This window comes from Virgibacillus salarius, assembly GCF_039521925.1.
In the GTDB taxonomy this organism is placed as follows: domain Bacteria; phylum Bacillota; class Bacilli; order Bacillales; family Amphibacillaceae; genus Virgibacillus; species Virgibacillus salarius.
Window position 1 is genome coordinate 15599 of sequence record NZ_BAAACY010000032.1, and the last position, 19155, is coordinate 34753.

The 19155-nt window shown below is 36.9% G+C and carries 17 protein-coding genes; 16 read left to right on the plus strand and 1 reads right to left on the minus strand.

The window, feature by feature from the left end; translation table 11 throughout:
- Positions 1 to 46 precede the first annotated feature (46 nt).
- Positions 47 to 466 (plus strand): organic hydroperoxide resistance protein, encoded by a 420-nt coding sequence (locus tag ABDZ84_RS05210; protein WP_026680834.1) that lies wholly within the window; start codon positions 47 to 49, stop codon positions 464 to 466.
- 411 nt (positions 467 to 877) lie between these two features.
- On the opposite strand, the gene ABDZ84_RS05215 is transcribed toward ABDZ84_RS05210, so the two are convergent.
- Entirely contained in the window at positions 878 to 2581 is a 1704-nt protein-coding gene (locus ABDZ84_RS05215) for an Rqc2 family fibronectin-binding protein (protein ID WP_026680835.1), read from the minus strand.
- Positions 2582 to 2702: 121 nt separating this feature from the next.
- On the opposite strand from ABDZ84_RS05215, the gene ABDZ84_RS05220 reads away from it, so the two are divergent.
- The 15 genes from ABDZ84_RS05220 (at position 2703) to spoVM (ending at position 18797) form a co-directional block, all read left to right on the plus strand.
- Positions 2703 to 5357 (plus strand): calcium-translocating P-type ATPase, SERCA-type, encoded by a 2655-nt coding sequence (locus ABDZ84_RS05220; protein WP_026680836.1) that lies wholly within the window; start codon positions 2703 to 2705, stop codon positions 5355 to 5357.
- Positions 5358 to 5497: 140 nt separating this feature from the next.
- Positions 5498 to 6385, plus strand: a complete 888-nt coding sequence (locus ABDZ84_RS05225) for a YicC/YloC family endoribonuclease (protein WP_026680837.1) — start codon at positions 5498 to 5500, stop codon at positions 6383 to 6385.
- Positions 6386 to 6460: 75 nt separating this feature from the next.
- The gene (gene remA, locus ABDZ84_RS05230) at positions 6461 to 6724 is read left to right on the plus strand and encodes an extracellular matrix/biofilm regulator RemA (RefSeq protein ID WP_026680838.1); all 264 of its coding nucleotides are present in this window, start codon (positions 6461 to 6463) and stop codon (positions 6722 to 6724) included.
- Positions 6725 to 6735: 11 nt separating this feature from the next.
- Positions 6736 to 7353 (plus strand): guanylate kinase, encoded by a 618-nt coding sequence (gene gmk, locus ABDZ84_RS05235; RefSeq protein WP_026680839.1) that lies wholly within the window; start codon positions 6736 to 6738, stop codon positions 7351 to 7353.
- Positions 7353 to 7556, plus strand: coding sequence for a DNA-directed RNA polymerase subunit omega (gene rpoZ, locus ABDZ84_RS05240; protein ID WP_026680840.1), 204 nt, complete (start codon positions 7353 to 7355; stop codon positions 7554 to 7556). The genes gmk and rpoZ overlap by 1 nt, the downstream gene beginning before the upstream one ends.
- Before the next feature lie 113 nt (positions 7557 to 7669).
- Complete coding sequence (gene coaBC / locus ABDZ84_RS05245; protein ID WP_026680841.1) at positions 7670 to 8881, plus strand: bifunctional phosphopantothenoylcysteine decarboxylase/phosphopantothenate--cysteine ligase CoaBC; 1212 nt, start codon at positions 7670 to 7672, stop codon at positions 8879 to 8881.
- Positions 8878 to 11286 carry a primosomal protein N' gene (priA, locus tag ABDZ84_RS05250; protein WP_026680842.1) on the plus strand — a complete coding sequence of 803 codons (2409 nt, stop codon included), beginning with the start codon at positions 8878 to 8880 and terminating at the stop codon, positions 11284 to 11286. Before coaBC ends, priA begins: the two co-directional genes overlap by 4 nt.
- A 35-nt stretch (positions 11287 to 11321) precedes the next feature.
- Positions 11322 to 12266, plus strand: coding sequence for a methionyl-tRNA formyltransferase (gene fmt, locus ABDZ84_RS05255; protein WP_026680843.1), 945 nt, complete (start codon positions 11322 to 11324; stop codon positions 12264 to 12266).
- Complete coding sequence (gene rsmB / locus ABDZ84_RS05260) at positions 12267 to 13622, plus strand: 16S rRNA (cytosine(967)-C(5))-methyltransferase RsmB (protein ID WP_026680844.1); 1356 nt, start codon at positions 12267 to 12269, stop codon at positions 13620 to 13622.
- Positions 13623 to 13692: 70 nt separating this feature from the next.
- Positions 13693 to 14454, plus strand: a complete 762-nt coding sequence (locus ABDZ84_RS05265; protein WP_026680845.1) for a Stp1/IreP family PP2C-type Ser/Thr phosphatase — start codon at positions 13693 to 13695, stop codon at positions 14452 to 14454.
- The gene (gene pknB, locus ABDZ84_RS05270; RefSeq protein WP_343780465.1) at positions 14448 to 16481 is read left to right on the plus strand and encodes a Stk1 family PASTA domain-containing Ser/Thr kinase; all 2034 of its coding nucleotides are present in this window, start codon (positions 14448 to 14450) and stop codon (positions 16479 to 16481) included. Before ABDZ84_RS05265 ends, pknB begins: the two co-directional genes overlap by 7 nt.
- Positions 16482 to 17363, plus strand: coding sequence for a ribosome small subunit-dependent GTPase A (gene rsgA / locus ABDZ84_RS05275; protein WP_205388612.1), 882 nt, complete (start codon positions 16482 to 16484; stop codon positions 17361 to 17363).
- Positions 17364 to 17365: 2 nt separating this feature from the next.
- Positions 17366 to 18022, plus strand: coding sequence for a ribulose-phosphate 3-epimerase (gene rpe, locus ABDZ84_RS05280; protein WP_026680848.1), 657 nt, complete (start codon positions 17366 to 17368; stop codon positions 18020 to 18022).
- A gap of 7 nt (positions 18023 to 18029) precedes the next feature.
- Entirely contained in the window at positions 18030 to 18683 is a 654-nt protein-coding gene (locus tag ABDZ84_RS05285; protein WP_026680849.1) for a thiamine diphosphokinase, read from the plus strand.
- 30 nt (positions 18684 to 18713) lie between these two features.
- Positions 18714 to 18797: a stage V sporulation protein SpoVM gene (gene spoVM / locus ABDZ84_RS05290; RefSeq protein WP_034678883.1), complete on the plus strand. Its 84-nt coding sequence runs from the start codon at positions 18714 to 18716 to the stop codon at positions 18795 to 18797.
- The last annotated feature ends 358 nt before the right edge of the window (positions 18798 to 19155 follow it).

The window sequence follows — 19155 nt, forward strand, 5'->3', positions numbered from 1 at the left end:
AAAAAAGGTATACCTTAACTAGAATAGAAAAAGGAGTGGTTATGCTATGAGTAATGTTATTTTTACTTCGAAAGCGACAGCAAAAAATGGACGAGACGGTCATGTGAAATCAGATGATGAACTTATTGACCTTAAGCTTGTCAATCCAGCTACGAATAAAAAGGATACGGGTTCTAACCCTGAGCAACTGTTTGCCGCTGCTTACTCATCCTGCTTTGACGGGGCTTTAAATCTAGTTGCCTCCAAAGAAAAAAAGAAAATAGATTCAGAAACAACAGCCGCAGTTAGTTTATTGAAAGATCCGGAAGATAATGGCTTTAAAATTGCAGTAGAATTAACAATTAAAATACAAGGTGTCGATCAGCAAGAAGCTGAAGAGCTTGCAAAGAAGGCGCATCAGGTATGCCCGTATTCAAAAGCTACGAGAGGGAACATTGATGTGACATTACAGCCGCAAGCAGTATAAAAACAATGAAAAGCGAGCTTAAACTTCTCCCTTCTGAGTGCGAAAAACCAATAGGACCGAAAGTTAATAAAAAGGGTGGGATGTTGGAGGAGAGTGCTTTCGAAAACGGTGCTTTTTAAGAGAATGGTGATTCTTCATATACTATTGGGCAGGAGGTCTTACGAAGGATTATTTCCCACAAGCGTCTTTTAATTTGTCGTCATAGGAATAGAGATACCAAAACTGCAACATCGTTTAGAACTAAAATGCCGAACGAATTGGTACCTCCCCCCCGGAAGTTAGAGTGAAAAATATCCGGGGGGATAGCACCCATCCTTTTGAAGGATAGTTCGGCTTTTAGTTTTATAACCTACTTATATTCAGTTCCTTTTAATTATAGCTAACTAGAGAGTTTCGCTATAAATAGGTGACTTATTTTAATTTTTGAATAAGGCTATTACTAGGTGTAACAAACAACGTTTTTTGATTCTCATAAGTTACATAACCGGGCTTTGCCCCATTTGGTTTCTTTACATGACGTACCTTTGTGTAGTCTACAGGCACGGAAGAAGATTGGCGAGATTTACTAAAATAAGCTGCCAGCTGAGCCGCTTCCATTAGAGTTTCGTCACTAGGCTGTTTGTCTCTTATAATGACGTGCGATCCAGGTATATCCTTTGTGTGTAGCCATATTTCATCTCGAGCTGCAAGTTTCATTGTTAAATACTCATTTTGTTTATTATTTTTTCCAACAAGTATTACGGTACCATCAGATGCAGTATATTGTTCCGGTACTGGCTTTTCAGCTTTATTACGCTTTTTCTTTTTCTTCGGTTGTTTTTTGAGATACCCTTCTTCTCTAAGTTCGTCACGAATTTCTTCAATATCAGAACTACTTGCAGATTCAACCTGCTGTTGCAATTGCTCCATATAAGCAATTTCATCCTTCGTTTTTTCAATTTCTATTGTAACGATGCGCTCAGACTTCTTTAATTTTTGATACGTCTTGTAGTAGCTTTGAGCATTTTCACTTGGAGTTTTGTTCGGATTTAATTCAATCGTCAATTCTTTTTGCTCTGGGTCATAGTAGTCAGTCACTGTGACGCTTTGATCACCTGTTGAAATTAAATGTAGGTGTGCCGTTAGTAATTCACCAAGCTTTTGATAATGATCTTTATTTCGGGCCTTCTTTACTGTTTGCTCATGTTTCTTTAATTTTCTCCTGTTCTTTTCTTTTTCGTTTTTAAGAAAGCGATATAAATCTTTAGCTTGTTGTTTAACACGATCGCGTTCCGCTTTTCCAGAATAAAATTGATCTAGCATTTGATTTGTAGTACTAAAATGAATCTGATCACCAGTAAAGTTAGCTAATGGTATAACATGAAAGTCCTCTTTCTTATCATTATATATGGTAGGTCTAAAATTAGATTGAACTATTTGTTTTTGTATTTCATCAAAGACCTTCTGATATGCTTCGATAGATCCAAGCTCTGCTCTTTGAACCATTTCCCTTGCTATAAAAGGTGAGAAACCAACAAGGCTTTGAACAATTTGATTATTGAGCTTACCGGCATTAAAATCAAGCCTTTTAATAAATTGCTCAGAATCTATGGTTAGTGCATTGAGTTTATTTTGCTCGGGTGGAAGCTGATATAGGTGACCAGGTAATAACGTGCGGTGACGATTTTGTGACATAGATATATGTTTAAAACTATCGATAATTTGATTTTCTTCGTCATCAACTAATGTAATATTACTGTGTTTCCCCATTAATTCAATAATAAGTGCTTTGCTTGTTAAATCTCCAATTTCATTTCTTGTTTTTATCGTTAATTGAACAATTCGCTCCATTCCATACTGCTCTATATTTTCTATAATTGCACCTGATAGATGTTTTCGTAATACCATACAAAACATAGGAGGTTCTTTTGGATTTGCAAAACTGTCATTCGTTAAGTGAAATCTAGCATACGTTGGATGAATGGAAAGTAATAAAGTCATGTTTTTTCCTTTACTACGTATGGTAAACAATAATTCACTATCCGTAGGCTGATAAATTTTTGTTATTTTACCAGGAATCATTTCGTTTTTTAATTCTTCTGTTACTGCATGTGTTACGATTCCGTCAAATGGCATATGATCACCTCAAGCGCAATTATAGCATTTTTTAGGACAAGTCTGCATACATATCCCTTAAGGAGCTTTAGATTAAAGGAATACGGTGAGGAACAAGCGCTATAATTTGGAGGAATGCAGGATGAATTGGTATCAATTGGATGTAGAAAATGTAGAAAGAAAATTGCATGTAGCAGCAAATAGAGGATTAAATGAAAAGCAAGTGGAAAAACGAAGGAAGCAATATGGAGCAAATGAATTGGAAGCTCAAAGGAAGACGTCCAAGTGGTTAATATTTTTAAAGCAATTTCAAGATTTTATGGTCCTTGTTTTATTAGCTGCAACATTAGTTGCCGGACTTCTTGGAGAGTATATAGATGCGATAGCAATTATGATTATCGTACTTGTTAATGGATGTATAGGCTATTTTCAGGAACAGAAGGCAGAAAAATCTCTAGAAAAATTAAAAGAACTATCTGCACCGATGGCCAACGTATTACGAAATCAAAAATGGAGTAAGATTCCTTCTAAACAAGTAGTTGTTGGAGATGTTGTCAGAGTCGCAAGTGGAGATCGTATTCCAGCAGATATCCGCATTGTCCAATCAAGCAGCTTAGAAACAGAGGAATCTGCTTTAACAGGTGAATCGTTACCTGTTATGAAGCACGCTACTGCAATTAGAAAAGATAAACTAGATGCCCAGGATCAAGTGAATATGGGGTTTATGGGTACGCTAGTTACAAGAGGTTCAGGAGTTGGAATTGTTGTTGGGACAGGCATGGATACAGTAATGGGGCAAATTGCTTCATTAATGGTAAATACAAAGAAAGTGATGACTCCCCTGGAAAGAAAACTTTCTGAATTAGGAAAAATATTAATTATTGTTGCATTATTTTTAACCGCATTGGTCGTTGTCTTAGGTGTGATGCAAGGACATCCTGTCTACTCCATGTTTCTTGCTGGCGTATCGTTAGCGGTGGCTGCCATTCCTGAAGGATTACCGGCTATTGTTACCGTTGCTTTATCTTTAGGGGTACAGCGAATGATTCGGAAAAAAGCAATTGTTAGAAAATTATCCGCGGTTGAGACACTGGGGTGCGCATCTGTAATTTGTTCTGATAAAACAGGGACGATGACGGAAAACCAAATGACAGTTAAAGAATTATATCTAAACGGGAAGCAACTTTATGTAACTGGTGATGGATATGATATAAGAGGAGATTTCTTTCTAACAAAAGCAAAACTTGATAAAAATTTTCCTAACTTAGAGACGATGTTATTATACGGAATGCTATGTAACCAAGCATCTATTATTGTTAAAAAAGGGAAGCATTATATAGATGGTGATCCAACAGATGGTGCATTACTTGTTGTTGCACGGAAAATGGGATTGACAGTATCTACTGCGGAATCGTATCGAATTATAAAAGAGTTACCCTTCGATTCAGATAGAAAAAGAATGAGTGTAGTTATTGAAGACAGTAATCAACGCCGTTTTCTTATTACAAAAGGTGCGCCTGATGTGCTGCTGCCACGATCGATGTATCATATGGACGAGGATGGAAGACAATTACTGAGAGAAGAAAATAAACAGCAAATTGAGCAAGCAATTAGTGATATGGCAGAAAAAGCTCTAAGGACATTAGCCATTGCTGTTAAGCCCTTATCCAAGCATGACGATCTAGAATCAGCCGTTTTAGAAAAAGAGCTGACTTTTATTGGTTTATATGGAATGATTGATCCCCCAAGAAAAGAAGTGAAATCAGCCATCGAAGAGTGTCGCAATGCAGGAATTAAAACTGTTATGATAACTGGCGATCATGTGAAGACAGCTAAAGCTATTGCTGATAATTTACAAGTACTACCGGAAAATGGGAGAGTGTTAGAAGGACAGCAATTGAATGAAATGTCAACAGATGAGTTAGAAGAAATGATTGATGATACGTATGTATTTGCCAGGGTGACACCTGAGCATAAACTTCGAATTGTTCATGCCTTTCAGGAACGTGGTCATGTCGTGGCAATGACTGGTGATGGAGTAAATGATGCACCTGCGATTAAAGCAAGTAATATCGGCATAAGTATGGGATTAAGTGGTACAGATGTTACCAAAGAGGCTTCTTCCCTAATTTTAATGGATGATAATTTTGCAACGATTAAATCAGCAATACAAGAAGGACGAAATATCTATGAGAATATTCGTAAGTTTATTCGTTATCTTTTAGCATCCAATGTCGGTGAGATATTGGTAATGTTATTTGCGATGCTCCTTTCACTACCGCTTCCTTTAGTACCTGTTCAAATCTTATGGGTTAACCTTGTAACGGATGGCCTGCCAGCAATGGCACTAGGACTTGATAAGGCAGAGGGAGATGTGATGAAAAAGAGGCCAAGAAGCCTTTCAGAAGGTGTGTTTTCTCGTGGTCTAGGTTATAAAATTATAAGCAGGGGAATATTAATCGGTATTGTTACACTTCTTGCATTTATGTTAACCTATCAAGATAACCCAAATAATTTAATATATGCGCAGACTATTGCATTCACTACATTAGTAATGGCCCAATTAATTCATGTTTTTGATTGTAGAAGTGAACATTCGATATTTTCAAGAAACCCTTTTGAGAATATGTATCTTGTATTGGCTGTAATTTCTTCCATGTTGCTTCTCCTTATAGTAATTTATTGGCAACCATTACAGCCAATCTTCCATACTACCGCATTAAGTGTGAGAGATTGGATGTTTGTAAGTGTATTTAGTGCATTACCTACGGTGCTGTTTGGTTTTTCAAAAAAATAATGGACGTCCAGCTTAGTGGTTAACCTGTCTATGGATTGCTTGAAATAGCAAATAGGCGGGTTTTCCTATGGGGTGATAAAAACGTTACACTTTTCTTTTTAAGTGAAATCATCGTATAATTAGCTTGTGGAGTGATTTTGATGGGAAAGAGTATGACTGGATATGGAAGAACGGATATACAAATGGATGATACGAAAATAACAATAGAAATGAAAAGTGTGAATCATCGTTTTTTGGATGTAAATATGAAAATACCTTTATCATTTATGTATTTAGAAGAGCGATTGAAGAAGATAGTACAATCGTATTTTCAAAGAGGTAAGATTGACATTTATGTTCGAGTTGATGGAAAAGGTTTTACTAGCAGAAAATTAGAAACAGATTGGCATTTAATGGATCAGTATATGAGTGAAATCAAAGAAATAAAAATGCGCTATCAATTGTCTGGAGATGTATCAACAGCAATTATTCCTGCGCTTAATGAAATATTTACAGTACAGGAGTTAGAAAGTCAGTCAAACCAATTTAAAGACCAACTTATCGACGGACTTAAAGAAGCTTGTAGACAGGTGGTTGACATGCGAGAGGAGGAAGGAAATCATTTAATTCATGATTTGCAGGAACGAATACATAGATTAAATCTGCTCATTAATCAGGTGAAAAACAGACGAACGTTTGTTGTTGATGAATATCGGGAGCGAATTAAAGATCGGGTAAATCAGCATTTAACTGAAGATATGGATTTGAATGCTTCTAGAATCTATCAAGAAATTGTCCTGCTCGCAGAGAAAGGTGACATCGCTGAAGAGATAACCAGACTAATAAGCCATACATCGCATTTTATGCGGACAATTGAATCAGAAAGTGGTGATTCGATTGGTAGACGATTAGATTTTATCACACAAGAAATGCACCGCGAAGCAAATACAATTGGTTCAAAATCAACAGACTCAACTATTAGTGAGTATACGGTAGCAATAAAGGGTGAAGTCGAAAAAATAAAAGAACAAGTGCAAAATATCGAATAATATTTGAGTTTTATATACCATTTTACTTATAATTATACTAGTATATAGAGAGACAGAATTCACGGAGGGTTAAATTTGAGTTTACGTTTAATTAATATTGGATTTGGAAATGTTGTTTCTGCTAATAGAGTAATCTCTATTGTATCGCCAGAATCAGCCCCTATCAAACGAATTATTACGGTAGCAAGAGATAATAATAAATTGGTAGATGCCACGTATGGAAGAAGAACTAGAGCAGTAATTATAACAGACAGTGATCATGTAGTATTATCAGCTGTACAGCCAGAAACAGTAGGACAACGAGTATTAAGTCATGAGGAAATATCGGACGATAATTAGGAGGAAAAAATTTGATTGAAGAAAAAGGAATCCTTTTTATTCTTTCCGGGCCTTCCGGAGTTGGAAAAGGAACAGTTAGAAAGGCGCTTTTTAACCAAGATACAGATTTAAAATATTCCATTTCAATGACTACAAGGGAAAAGCGACCAGGAGAGAAAGATGGAGTCGACTATTTTTATAAAACAAAAGAAGCGTTTGAAGCCCTTATAGAACAAAATCAACTGTTAGAATACGCAAAATATGTCAATAACTATTATGGCACACCACGAAAATATGTTGAAGAAACTTTGGATGCTGGTTATGATGTATTTCTTGAGATTGAGGTCCAAGGTGCATTACAGGTGAAGGAGAATTTCCCTGAAGGCGTATTTATATTTCTGTTCCCACCAAGTCTGGAAGAATTGAAAAATCGGATTGTCCACCGTGGTACGGAGTCTCCTGATCTTGTGTTGAATCGATTGAAAGAAGCAAGGAAAGAGATAGAAATGATGGATGCTTATGATTATGTTGTGGTGAATGATCACGTAGATCTTGCTGTAGAAAAAGTTCAATCGATTATTCAAAGTGAACATTTAAAGAGAGAGCGAATTGCGAAACAATATAAACAATTATTGGAGGATGAATTGTAATGTTAGAACCGTCAATTGACTCACTACAGAGAAAAATTAATTCCAAGTATACACTTGTAACGTTATCAGCTAAACGTGCGAGACAAATGAGCCAAACAAAAAAAGTACTAGTAGATAATCCAAAATCTCATAAGTATGTTGGCATGGCGTTGGAAGAAGTACAGGCAGAGAAACTATTTTTGGATGAAAACAATCAAGCATAAATGATGTCCCCTCGCGATAATAAAAAGCGGGGGGTTTTTATTCATGCATTAGATTATGTTATAACTACTTATAGGAAAATAGCTCGGTTTACTAGGGAAAGGGGAACAAGTCAATGGTCAATCAGAAAAACATTTTACTTGGAGTTTCTGGAGGGATTGCAGCTTATAAAGCATGTGCTCTGGCAAGTAAATTAACGCAAAAGGGTGCAAATGTTAAAGTGGTCATGACAGCAAATGCGACTAAATTTGTATCCCCATTAACATTTCAGGCGTTGTCTCGAAATGCAGTATATACGGATACTTTTGATGAAAAGGATCCAGCCAAAATTGCTCATATTGATTTAGCTGACTGGGCAGATTTAACAATTCTTGCACCGACAACAGCTAATCTGATCGGAAAGCTTGCGAACGGAATAGCTGACGACATGTTATCAACGATTTTGTTAGCTACACAATCTGATGTTTATATTGCACCAGCGATGAATGTTCATATGTATGCTCATCCCGCAGTAATGGAAAATATGAAAAAGTTAGAGGCTTGGGGGTATCATTTTATTGAACCAGGTGAAGGTTACTTAGCTTGTGGCTATGTCGGAAAGGGAAGGCTTGAAGAACCAGAAAGTATTATTCAGGCGGTAGAAATACACCAAAATCAAGATCGCCTATTTTTAAAAGGTAAGCATGTATTAATATCAGCAGGGCCAACTAGAGAGAGGATTGACCCCGTCCGTTTTTTTACCAATCGTTCTTCCGGAAAAATGGGCTATGCGCTTGCTGAGGCAGCTGCAGAAGCTGGAGCAATCGTCACGCTTGTGTCAGGGCCTACGTCGCAAATAATAACTCATGCGCAAGTTAAGCGAATTGATGTAGTAACAGCAGAAGATATGTATCAGGCAATGCATAGGCATTTTCCTACTAGTGATATTGTTATAAAAGCTGCTGCAGTGGCTGATTACCGACCGCGCGTTGTCTATGATCAAAAAATGAAAAAGCACGATGGAGATTGGAATATTGTGATGGAACGGACAAAGGATATTTTACAATCATTAGGAGAACGGAAAGAATCTCAGTATTTAGTAGGCTTTGCTGCAGAGACAGAGAAGCCTATAGAAAACGGGATGAAAAAATTAGAGAAAAAGAAGCTTGATGCCATTGTCATCAATAATGTTGCCGATAGTGGAGCGGGATTTGAGGGAGATACCAATATCGTTACCTATATGAATAAGAACAAAGAAAGGAAAACGATAACACAAGCTCCTAAGAAAGAGGTTGCACATCAACTTTTAAGGATGATTAAAAAGGATTTAAAGGATGAGGAGCAGTGAATATTGTAAAGGTAATCGTTGATGTACCAGCAAGCTCTATTGATCAGACGTTTGATTATAAAATTCCAGAGAGGTTTCAAGACATCATTCAATTAGGTATGCGAGTGACTGTACCTTTTGGACCTCGAAAGGTGATGGGATTTGTTGTTGAAACTGTTAATCATTCCACTTTTGGGAAATTGAAAGAAATTATCGATGTTCTTGATATTTATCCTGTTTTAACAAAGGAATTATTGGATTTAGGGAAATGGGTTGCTCAACAAACAGTCAGTTTGCAAATTACGGCGTTACAGGTCATGCTTCCGCAAGTATTAAAAGCTACGTATAAAAAAGAAATTGTTCGGATGACTAGTGCTACGCTGTCTGATGAATTAGAACAACTTTTTGCGGGTAGGGATGTCATAACTTATGAAGAGTTTACTGCTTCTAAGCTTCCGTATGTGCGATTGTCCAAAGCCGTACAGGATGGAGATGTTTCCATTGAATATTTGGTTAAATCAAGGATTACTAAAAAATTTAAGACGATGATTAGACCAGCTCGACCACCCCATGAATTAGAGGAAAGTATGCTTGATCTTGCTAAAAATGCTAAAAAGCAAAAACAATTACTTGCATTTTTTATAGAAAATCCTGAGCCGATAGAAAAACAAAAGCTCCTTAAGCACATGAATACGTCTAATAGTACGGTGAATATCTTACTAGAGAAAAAATTACTAGATAGTTATCATACAGAAGTTTATCGAAATCCTTATCAGGATAGTGAAATTCAAAGAACGTTCGCATTACCTTTAACTGTTCAACAAGCCAAAGTAATTGAGCCGATGAAAGAAACAATAGAAAAAAATATGCATGATGTGTTTCTCTTGCACGGAATTACAGGCAGCGGTAAAACAGAAGTATATTTACAAGTTATTCAAGATGTGATTCTAAAAGGTCAGGAAGCGATCGTTTTAGTTCCAGAGATTTCTCTTACCCCACAAATGGTTAGAAGGTTTAAAGGGAGATTTGGCTCTAATGTCGCTGTCATGCACAGTGCACTTTCAGCAGGGGAAAAATATGATGAATGGCGAAGAATTCAACGAAAAGAAGTCCAAGTAGTGGTTGGAGCTAGGTCAGCTATTTTCGCTCCCTTTGAAAATATTGGGGTAATTATCATTGATGAAGAGCATGAAACATCATATAAACAGGAGGATCAACCAAGATATCATGCACGTGATGTAGCTATTCAAAGAGGGAAAACACATCAATGTCCAGTAATTCTTGGAAGTGCTACACCAACCTTAGAATCCTATGCTAGAGCTGCGAAAGGTGTCTATCAGCTAGCTACATTAGATAAACGAACCAATGAAAAAGCATTACCGCCTGTAGAGATAGTTGATATGCGAAAGGAACTGCATGCAGGAAATCGAACGATGTTTTCTCGTAAATTAAAGAAAGCAATCATTGATTGTATTGAAAAAGGAGAACAGGTCGTATTATTATTGAATCGCAGAGGCTACTCTACCTTCGTTATGTGTCGAGATTGCGGTCATGTGAAGGAGTGCCCACATTGTGATATTGCGCTAACCTATCATAAGAATAGCAATCAATTAAAATGTCACTACTGTTCATATGAGGAGCCAATGCCATTACATTGTCCAGAGTGTAATAGTGATACCATTCGATATTTTGGAACTGGTACACAACGAGTCGAGGAAGCATTGACACAATTAATTCCAGAAGCAAGTGTAATTAGAATGGACGTGGATACAACAAGAAGAAAGGGAGCACATGAAAAATTATTGAATCGATTCGCTAACAAAGAAGCAGATATATTATTGGGGACACAAATGATCGCAAAAGGGCTCGATTTTGAAAATGTTACCCTTGTAGGGGTTCTAACTGCTGATTCTATGCTCCACCTACCAGATTTTCGTTCATCAGAGAAAACATTTCAAATTCTCACACAGGTAAGTGGTCGGGCTGGCCGTCATAATCTAAACGGAAATGTAATTGTACAAACTTACACCCCAGATCATTATAGTATTGAACTGGCAAGTCAGTATGATTTTTCAACCTTTTATAATACGGAAATGAAAATGCGCAAGGCATTTCAATATCCACCTTACTTCTTTTTAGCACTTATAACGATTTCCCATGTCAATCAAGTCAAGGTGGTTCAAGCTACTCAACGGTTCGCTCAGTTGCTCACGAAGGTAGTAAAGGATGAGACAATCATCCTGGGTCCAACGCCATCGGCTATACCACGTATTAAAGATAGATATCGTTATCAATGCATGATAAAATACAGAAATGAACCAGACCTAAGAATCTACTTATCAAAAATTTTAGATCAATTTTCTAATGATATTCGAAAAGATGATTTATTTATTTCAATTGATATGCAGCCATATCATTTAATGTGAAGAATATATAGCCTCGTAGAAAGTAGGTAATGAAGATGAAACGAATCGTATTTATGGGAACACCGGATTTTTCAGTTCCAATTTTACAATCATTAGTTGATTCACCTTATGAAATAGTACTTGTGGTAACACAACCAGATCGACCTAAGGGGAGGAAGCGTATTATTATCCCTCCACCTGTAAAAGAAGAAGCCGAAAAACATGATATCCCAGTGTTCCAGCCAGAGAAATTAAAGGATAATTATGAAGAAATTTTAGCTTATGAACCAGATTTAATTATAACGGCAGCATATGGACAGTTATTACCTAAGCAATTATTAACATCACCACCTTTTGGTTGTATTAATGTACATGCTTCCTTATTGCCAGAATTACGTGGTGGAGCACCGATTCATTATGCTATTATGCAAGGAAAGAAAGTAACGGGTGTTACGATCATGTATATGGTTGAAAGGCTAGATGCAGGTGATATCCTATCACAAAAGAGAGTGAAAATAGAAGACAATGATCATGTTGGCTCACTTCACGATAAGCTTTCAGTAGCTGGATCTGCCTTGCTGCAGGAAACATTGCCGAATCTATTTGATAACCAATTACAGCCAGTAAAACAGGATGATACACTAGCAACATTTGCTCGTAATATTAAGCGTGAAGAAGAGCAGATTGATTGGCATAAGTCGAATACAGAGATTTATAATCATGTTCGTGGCTTACATCCATGGCCAGTAGCCTATACGAAATACGAAGGCAAGCTGATGAAAGTTTGGTGGGGAGAGCCTGTCGAAACTTTCTATCAAGGGAATCAACCTGGTGAAATCGTTGATAAACCGGATTATGCATCGATTATAGTAGTTTGTGGAGATCATCAAGGATTTCGGATTACAGAAGTTCAGCCTGCTGGTAAGAAGCGAATGACAGTAAAGGACTACCTACAAGGAAATCCAAACCGAATAAAAAATGGAATGATAATGGGTGAGTAGATGGGCAATAATCAGTTAAGAAATACGATATTAAAGGTTTTGTTACGTATCGACAAAGATCAAGGGTTCAGTCATTTGCTTATTGACCATGAATTGAAATCTGGAAAAATCGGTGCAAAAGATGAAGGCCTATTGACAGAAGTTGTTTATGGCACCATTCAGCGTAAACTAACATTAGATTATTATTTAGATGCTTTTATTGATCCGAAAAAGAAAATAAAACCATGGGTAAAAATGTTGTTACGGATGTCTTTGTATCAAATGATATACCTTGATAAAATTCCGGATCATGCCATTATTCATGAAGCTGTTGAAATTGCTAAATCTAAAGGTCATAAAGGAATTGCTTCTTTTGTAAATGGTGTACTTCGCTCTATTCAAAGGAAAGGAGTACCATCTACAGCGACTATTAAGGATGATGTAAAAAGAATTTCGATTGAAACCAGTCACCCTGAATGGCTCGTTAAGCGATGGGTGGATCAATATGGTTTGAAGATAGCGGAAGCGATGTGTGTGTGCAATACACAACATAAACCGTTAACTGTTCGTGTACAGCCGTTAAAAATTTCTCGAGACCAGGCATTAAATAAATTAGTAGAAAAAGGTTTTGAAGCAAGAGCTTCGATATTTTCCTCCCAAGGAATCATTATTGAGAAAGGGAATATTTTAAACAGTGAATTATTTAAACATGGTTATGTGACGATTCAGGATCAAACATCTATGTTAGTTGCTGAGATGCTAGAGTCCCACCCTAATATGAAAGTACTTGACGCATGCAGTGCCCCAGGTGGAAAGGCAACGCATATTGCTGAAAAAATGCAAAATCAAGGGGAGTTACATGCCTTTGATCTTCATAAAAAAAAGGTGAAGTTAATAGAAGATAAAGCAAATCAATTGGATTTATCGATTATAGATGCAAAACCTGGTGACGCTAGAAAATTACAGGATATTTATGACGAAAAAACATTTGATCGCGTCTTAATTGACGCTCCTTGTTCAGGTTTAGGCGTAATCCGAGGTAAGCCAGAAATAAAATACCATAAAGAAGAAGCTGATATAAATCGATTGGCAACGATACAATTAGAAATATTAGAAAGTGTTATACCATTGTTAAAGGATGAAGGTCTGCTCATCTACAGTACTTGCACGGTCGATAAAGAGGAGAATGAGAGATTAGTGAGAAGGTTCTTAGAACGTAACAATTCGTATGAGCTTGATAATAAGTTCTTTAACACACTACCATCTCCTTTAAAAGAATCTCCTGGTATAAGTAACTATGGATTACAAGTGTTTCCACAAACCTTTAATACAGATGGTTTTTTCCTAACACGTATGAAACGAAAAAATAAGGAATAGACTTCTTTTCTTAAAAAGATTGTGTAATACTGTTATGTAAAGAACCTACAAGTAAACAAGGGGTGAAATAATGAAAGCTCGTTTTCTGACTGATCGAGGGCAAGTAAGAAGTCATAATGAAGATTCAGGTGGAGTATTTTATAATTCTTCTGGGCAATTTCTTGCTGTTATTGCAGATGGAATGGGTGGTCATCAAGCTGGGGATGTTGCTAGCCAGATGGCTACCACGTTATTAGAGGAAAAATGGAATGCATGTGACCATATAGATTCGCCTGAAGAGACAGAGAACTGGGTGCAAAACGCAATAAGGGAAATTAATGTAGCCATTTATAACCATGCACAAGAGAATAAAGAATGTTATGGAATGGGAACAACTATTGTCATTGTTATTGTGATCCGTGATTTTATGACGATTGCTCATATTGGAGATAGCAGGTGTTATAAGAGAAGCGGGGATGGACTTAAACAAATTACGGAAGACCATTCTTTAGTAAATGCCTTAGTTCAGTCTGGACAAATAACGAAGGATGATGCCCTCAGCCACCCACGAAAAAATGTCGTATTAAAAGCGCTAGGTACGGAGGAAGTAATAGAAAGTGATGTCATGTCTCTTGGCTTAGAACCAGAAGATAGACTATTGTTATGCACAGACGGTTTAACAGATAAAGTTATGGATAAAGAGCTATCAGAAATCATGGACGCAAGTACAGATTTACAAGAAATCGGTGAAAAGATGATTTCATTAGCTAACGAACGTGGAGGGGAAGATAATATATCATTGATTATTTTTCAATATTCACCTTCTGAGGAAGCGGGTGAATCTTCATGTTAAATGGCCATGTCTTGAGTGAACGTTATCAGATTAAAGATACAATTGGTGGCGGAGGTATGGCCAATGTATATTTAGCAAGGGATATTATCTTGGAAAGAGACGTTGCAATTAAAGCACTTCGCCTAGAATATGCAAATGATGAAGAGTTTATCGCTCGCTTTGATCGAGAAGCCCACGCTGCGGCTAGCCTCTCTCATCCAAACATTGTAAATATATATGACGTAGGGGAAGAGGACAAGCTTCTTTACATGGTAATGGAATATGTTGATGGTATGACGTTAAAAGAATATATTCAGCGAAATGGCCCGCTAGATGTACAGGAAGCGCTGGACATTATGAAACAAATTTCGGCGGCAATTGCTCATGCCCATGCAAATGACATTGTACATCGTGACATAAAGCCGCAAAATATTTTGATTGATACATATGGTCAAGCAAAAGTGACAGACTTCGGGATTGCTATTGCTTTAAGTGCAACAGCATTAACACAAACAAACTCCATTCTAGGTTCCGTTCATTATTTATCTCCTGAGCAAGCAAGGGGAGGAATGGCTACTAAAAAGTCGGATATCTATTCTATAGGTATTGTACTATATGAACTATTAACAGGAAGACTGCCTTTTTCGGGGCAATCTGCTGTTTCGATAGCATTAAAGCATTTACAAAATGATACCCCTTCTGTACGAAAATACAATCAAGATGTACCACAGAGTGTAGAAAACATTGTTTTAAAAGCAACAGCGAAGGATCCATTTCATCGTTATGAGACAATTTATGACTTAGAAGATGCACTTGAAATGGCTTTACATCCAAGTAAATTAAATGAAGCAGTGTTTACACCACCAACAGAAGAAGGAGAAGAAACCAAGGCTATCCCAATTATTACAGATCAAATGCAGGATAGTGTTAATGATGATACGATCGTACATCAAACGAATGGTCCTACAAAGCCTTATAAAGAAACGGACAAGTCTCTGGATCATAACAAAGGGAAGAAAACGAAGAAAAAGCAAAAGAAGAAACGACCTAAAAAGCCCAAGAGTAAGAAGAAAAAATGGTTCATTGCTTCCATTATTTTATTTTTATTACTAGCAGCAGTGACTGTAGCCCTATTTGTATATCCTGATATGTTTCAGCCTAAAGATGTAACTGTTCCAGATGTTACAGATATGGCTTATGATGATGCAACATCAGAATTGGAAGAACTTGGTTTTGTTGTTGAGCGCGAAAAAATCCATTCTGAAGACATTGAAGATGGAAATGTAGTTAAAACGGATCCAACGGCTGGAAGTACGATAAAGGAAGGTACTACTATCACATTATACGTTAGTCAGGGAAAAGAAAAAGTACAATTTGCTGATTATGTTGGTAAAGACTTTTCGCAAGTAAAACGGTTGTTAGAAGATGAAGGATATGAAGTTTTAGATCCGTATGAGGAATATTCAGATCAGCCAGTAGGAGAAATCATTGAACAGATTCAGCCAACTCCAGACTCGGAAGTTGTACCAAGTGATACCAAGGTTATTTTTCGAGTTAGCAGTGGTCCGAAAACGATTAGTTTAAATAATCTTAAAGGAATGACGGAAGCTGAAGCAAGGGAATATTTGGAAAATAATAATCTAAAGATGGATGTCTCTAAAGAAAGCTCTGAAAGTACGGTTGAAGGCGAAGTGATACGTCAAGAGCCAGGGACAAACACGGAGTTAGAGGAAGGATCAACAGTAAAGGTTTATATTTCCACAGGACCTAAAGAAAAACCTCCTGTATCACATACTGTAACGTTTACCGTACCATATAATCCTGATACGAATGAAGAAAATGAGGAAAAGATCGAACAAACAGTTAAGATATATATTGATGATATGAACAATGATTTATCAGAGGTACACACGGAAGAAACGATTACGGAGGATAAGGAATTTGAGTTCACGTTAACAATAGCACCAGATAGTAAGGCGGAATATATGATTAAAAGGGATGAAGAAGTTATTGCTAATAAGACAGTTTCGTATGAAGAAGGTGAATAAATGCCAAGTGGCAGAATTATTAAAGCTCTAAGCGGTTTTTATTACGTCGAATCTGAAGGAGAAATCTTTCAGTGCAAAGGCAGGGGAGTATTTCGAAAAAAGAAAATCACTCCTTTAGTTGGTGATGTCGTTACATTTGATATTAGTGGTAAAAATGAAGGATACATTTTAGAAATACATCCTAGAGACAATGAGCTTATTAGACCGCCTATTGCTAATATTAATCAGGCAATAATTGTCTGTTCTGCGATGAAGCCAGTGTTTAGTACGGTACTACTGGATCGGTTTCTTGTATTAGTAGAGTCGAAAGGAATTAAGCCGGTTATTTTTATAACGAAAATGGATTTGGTTGCAGATGAAGCGAAAAATAGTCTCATTTCTTATCAAAAAGATTATGAACGAGTTGGTTACAAAGTAGAGCAGTTTTCAGTAAAGGATTCTTCAGCATTAGCTTCACTTGAACAATATTTCACGAATAATATTACGGTTATTGCTGGGCAATCAGGGGTGGGAAAAACATCGCTATTAAATGCGATAAATCCATCGCTCCTATTAAAAACGGATGAAATTTCTGATAGCTTAGGTAGAGGTAAGCATACAACTCGACATGTTGAATTAATTTCACTTTGTGGTGGATTAGTAGCAGATACACCAGGATTTAGCTCGCTTGACTTTCAGGATATTGAACCTGAGGAATTAGCTGCATGTTTTCCAGAAATAAGGGATAGAATGGAAAACTGTAAATTCCGTGGATGTATGCACTACAAGGAACCTAAATGTGCTATTAAACAAGCTGTCGAGTCAGGTGAAATTGCAAGCTATCGTTATCAACACTATTTACGATTTCTTGAAGAAATACAAAGTAGAAAGCCGAGGTATTAGTCATGACAAAAATAGCTCCATCAATATTAGCAGCTGACTTTTCTAAGCTAGGGGATGAAATAACGGATGTTACAAGAGGAGGAGCAGATTATATTCATGTCGATGTAATGGATGGGCATTTTGTGCCTAATATAACTCTAGGTCCTTTGATTGTAGAAGCAATACGACCATCAACAACATTACCATTGGATGTACACTTGATGATAGAAAATCCAGATACCTATATCGGGGCATTTGCAAATGCAGGTGCTGATATAATAACGGTACATCAAGAGGTATGTCCTCATTTGCATCGCACCATTCAATTGATTAAAGACCAGGATATGAAGGCGGGGGTAGTTATTAATCCAGCTACTCCGGTTGAAACACTATTACCCATATTGAATGATATAGATATGGTATTAATTATGACGGTTAATCCAGGATTTGGCGGTCAGTCCTTTATTAAAAGCACTTTAGCTAAAATCAAACAGCTAGACGAATGGCGAAAGGAATTTGGATATTCATATGAGATAGAAGTGGATGGTGGAATCAATACGTCAACAGCGCAAATATGTACAAAGGCCGGTGCTGATATTTTGGTTGCTGGTAGCGCAATATTCCAGAAGGAAGATCGTCCTAAAGCTATCCAAGCTATTCGGGATGCAGCAAAGGAGTAATTAGAGCGTGAAAACTGTAGCAATCATAGGTAATGGACCAGGTCTGTATCCTGATTTCACCCCATATCTAGATACAGTGGATTGTTGGATCGGTGCTGACCGTGGTGCATGGACATTGGTGAAAAAAAACATACCAATGGATTATGCAGTAGGAGATTTCGATTCTACGACAAAGGAAGAAAGGGAAGCAATTGCTAAATATAGTAAATATATGAAAGAGTATTCATCAGAAAAGGATGAAACAGACCTTGAAATTGCATTAAATAAAGCATTTGAGCTAAAGCCTGACTACATTTACTTATTCGGTGTAACAGGTGGTAGACTTGATCATGAATTAATTAATGTCCAATTATTATATTCCATTATAGATAAAGGAATAAAGGGAGCCATCATTGATCAGACGAATTATATAGAACTTACACTTCCAGGTGAACATCATGTAAAACATGACAAAAGCTATCCCAATATCTCATTTGTTCCATTTTCGCACGAAGTACGTGGTATAACTTTAACTAATTTCTATTATCCTCTAACCGATGCAAATATTTCATGGGGATCTACGCTTTGCATATCAAACAAGCTGATTAGAAATAGTGGTACTTTTTCGTACAATGAAGGCATACTATTATTAATAAAGAGTCGTGACACGATTCCCAGATAGCTTTGTTTGTTAAAAGAGGAGGGCGAACTCATGAAATTTTATACGATTAAGCTCCCGAGATTTATTGGTGGATTTGTAAGGGTCATTATTGGTACATTTAAGAAAGATAAGTAATAAGCATGAGCTTTTGTCAGTTGACAGAAGCTTACTTTTTTTTGGTAGAGATGAGAATTTTAATAGTTGCTGCATCATTGTCAGAATAAAAGTGCAAGCGACCGATTAGAAACGTCGACTGGAACGAGTCAACGGAGGTAAAGGAATTACGGTGAGCTTGTGAGTGATGATGATTTAGATTAGAGTGATTCGTGAAAGTCGCATCGTTTCTAGGCGCTAGAGCTGGACGCGGCTCAACATGCTCATATTTATTTTGATAAATTCCTTAATTTCCTAGACTATAAGAAAAAGGGGCTGGGACAAAACCCAGTAAAATAAAAAGTGGTACTCGCCAATAATTTGGTGAGTACCACTTTTT

Bases quoted from the DNA above. Each gene is read 5' to 3' on its own strand.
- ABDZ84_RS05210 (WP_026680834.1), top strand. From the start codon at position 47: ATGAGTAATGTTATTTTTACTTCGAAAGCGACAGCAAAAAATGGACGA.
- ABDZ84_RS05215 (WP_026680835.1), bottom strand. From the start codon at position 2,581: ATGCCATTTGACGGAATCGTAACACATGCAGTAACAGAAGAATTAAAA.
- ABDZ84_RS05220 (WP_026680836.1), top strand. From the start codon at position 2,703: ATGAATTGGTATCAATTGGATGTAGAAAATGTAGAAAGAAAATTGCAT.
- ABDZ84_RS05225 (WP_026680837.1), top strand. From the start codon at position 5,498: ATGGGAAAGAGTATGACTGGATATGGAAGAACGGATATACAAATGGAT.
- rpoZ (WP_026680840.1), top strand. From the start codon at position 7,353: ATGTTAGAACCGTCAATTGACTCACTACAGAGAAAAATTAATTCCAAG.
- coaBC (WP_026680841.1), top strand. From the start codon at position 7,670: ATGGTCAATCAGAAAAACATTTTACTTGGAGTTTCTGGAGGGATTGCA.
- fmt (WP_026680843.1), top strand. From the start codon at position 11,322: ATGAAACGAATCGTATTTATGGGAACACCGGATTTTTCAGTTCCAATT.
- rsmB (WP_026680844.1), top strand. From the start codon at position 12,267: ATGGGCAATAATCAGTTAAGAAATACGATATTAAAGGTTTTGTTACGT.
- ABDZ84_RS05265 (WP_026680845.1), top strand. From the start codon at position 13,693: ATGAAAGCTCGTTTTCTGACTGATCGAGGGCAAGTAAGAAGTCATAAT.
- pknB (WP_343780465.1), top strand. From the start codon at position 14,448: ATGTTAAATGGCCATGTCTTGAGTGAACGTTATCAGATTAAAGATACA.
- rsgA (WP_205388612.1), top strand. From the start codon at position 16,482: ATGCCAAGTGGCAGAATTATTAAAGCTCTAAGCGGTTTTTATTACGTC.
- rpe (WP_026680848.1), top strand. From the start codon at position 17,366: ATGACAAAAATAGCTCCATCAATATTAGCAGCTGACTTTTCTAAGCTA.
- spoVM (WP_034678883.1), top strand. From the start codon at position 18,714: ATGAAATTTTATACGATTAAGCTCCCGAGATTTATTGGTGGATTTGTA.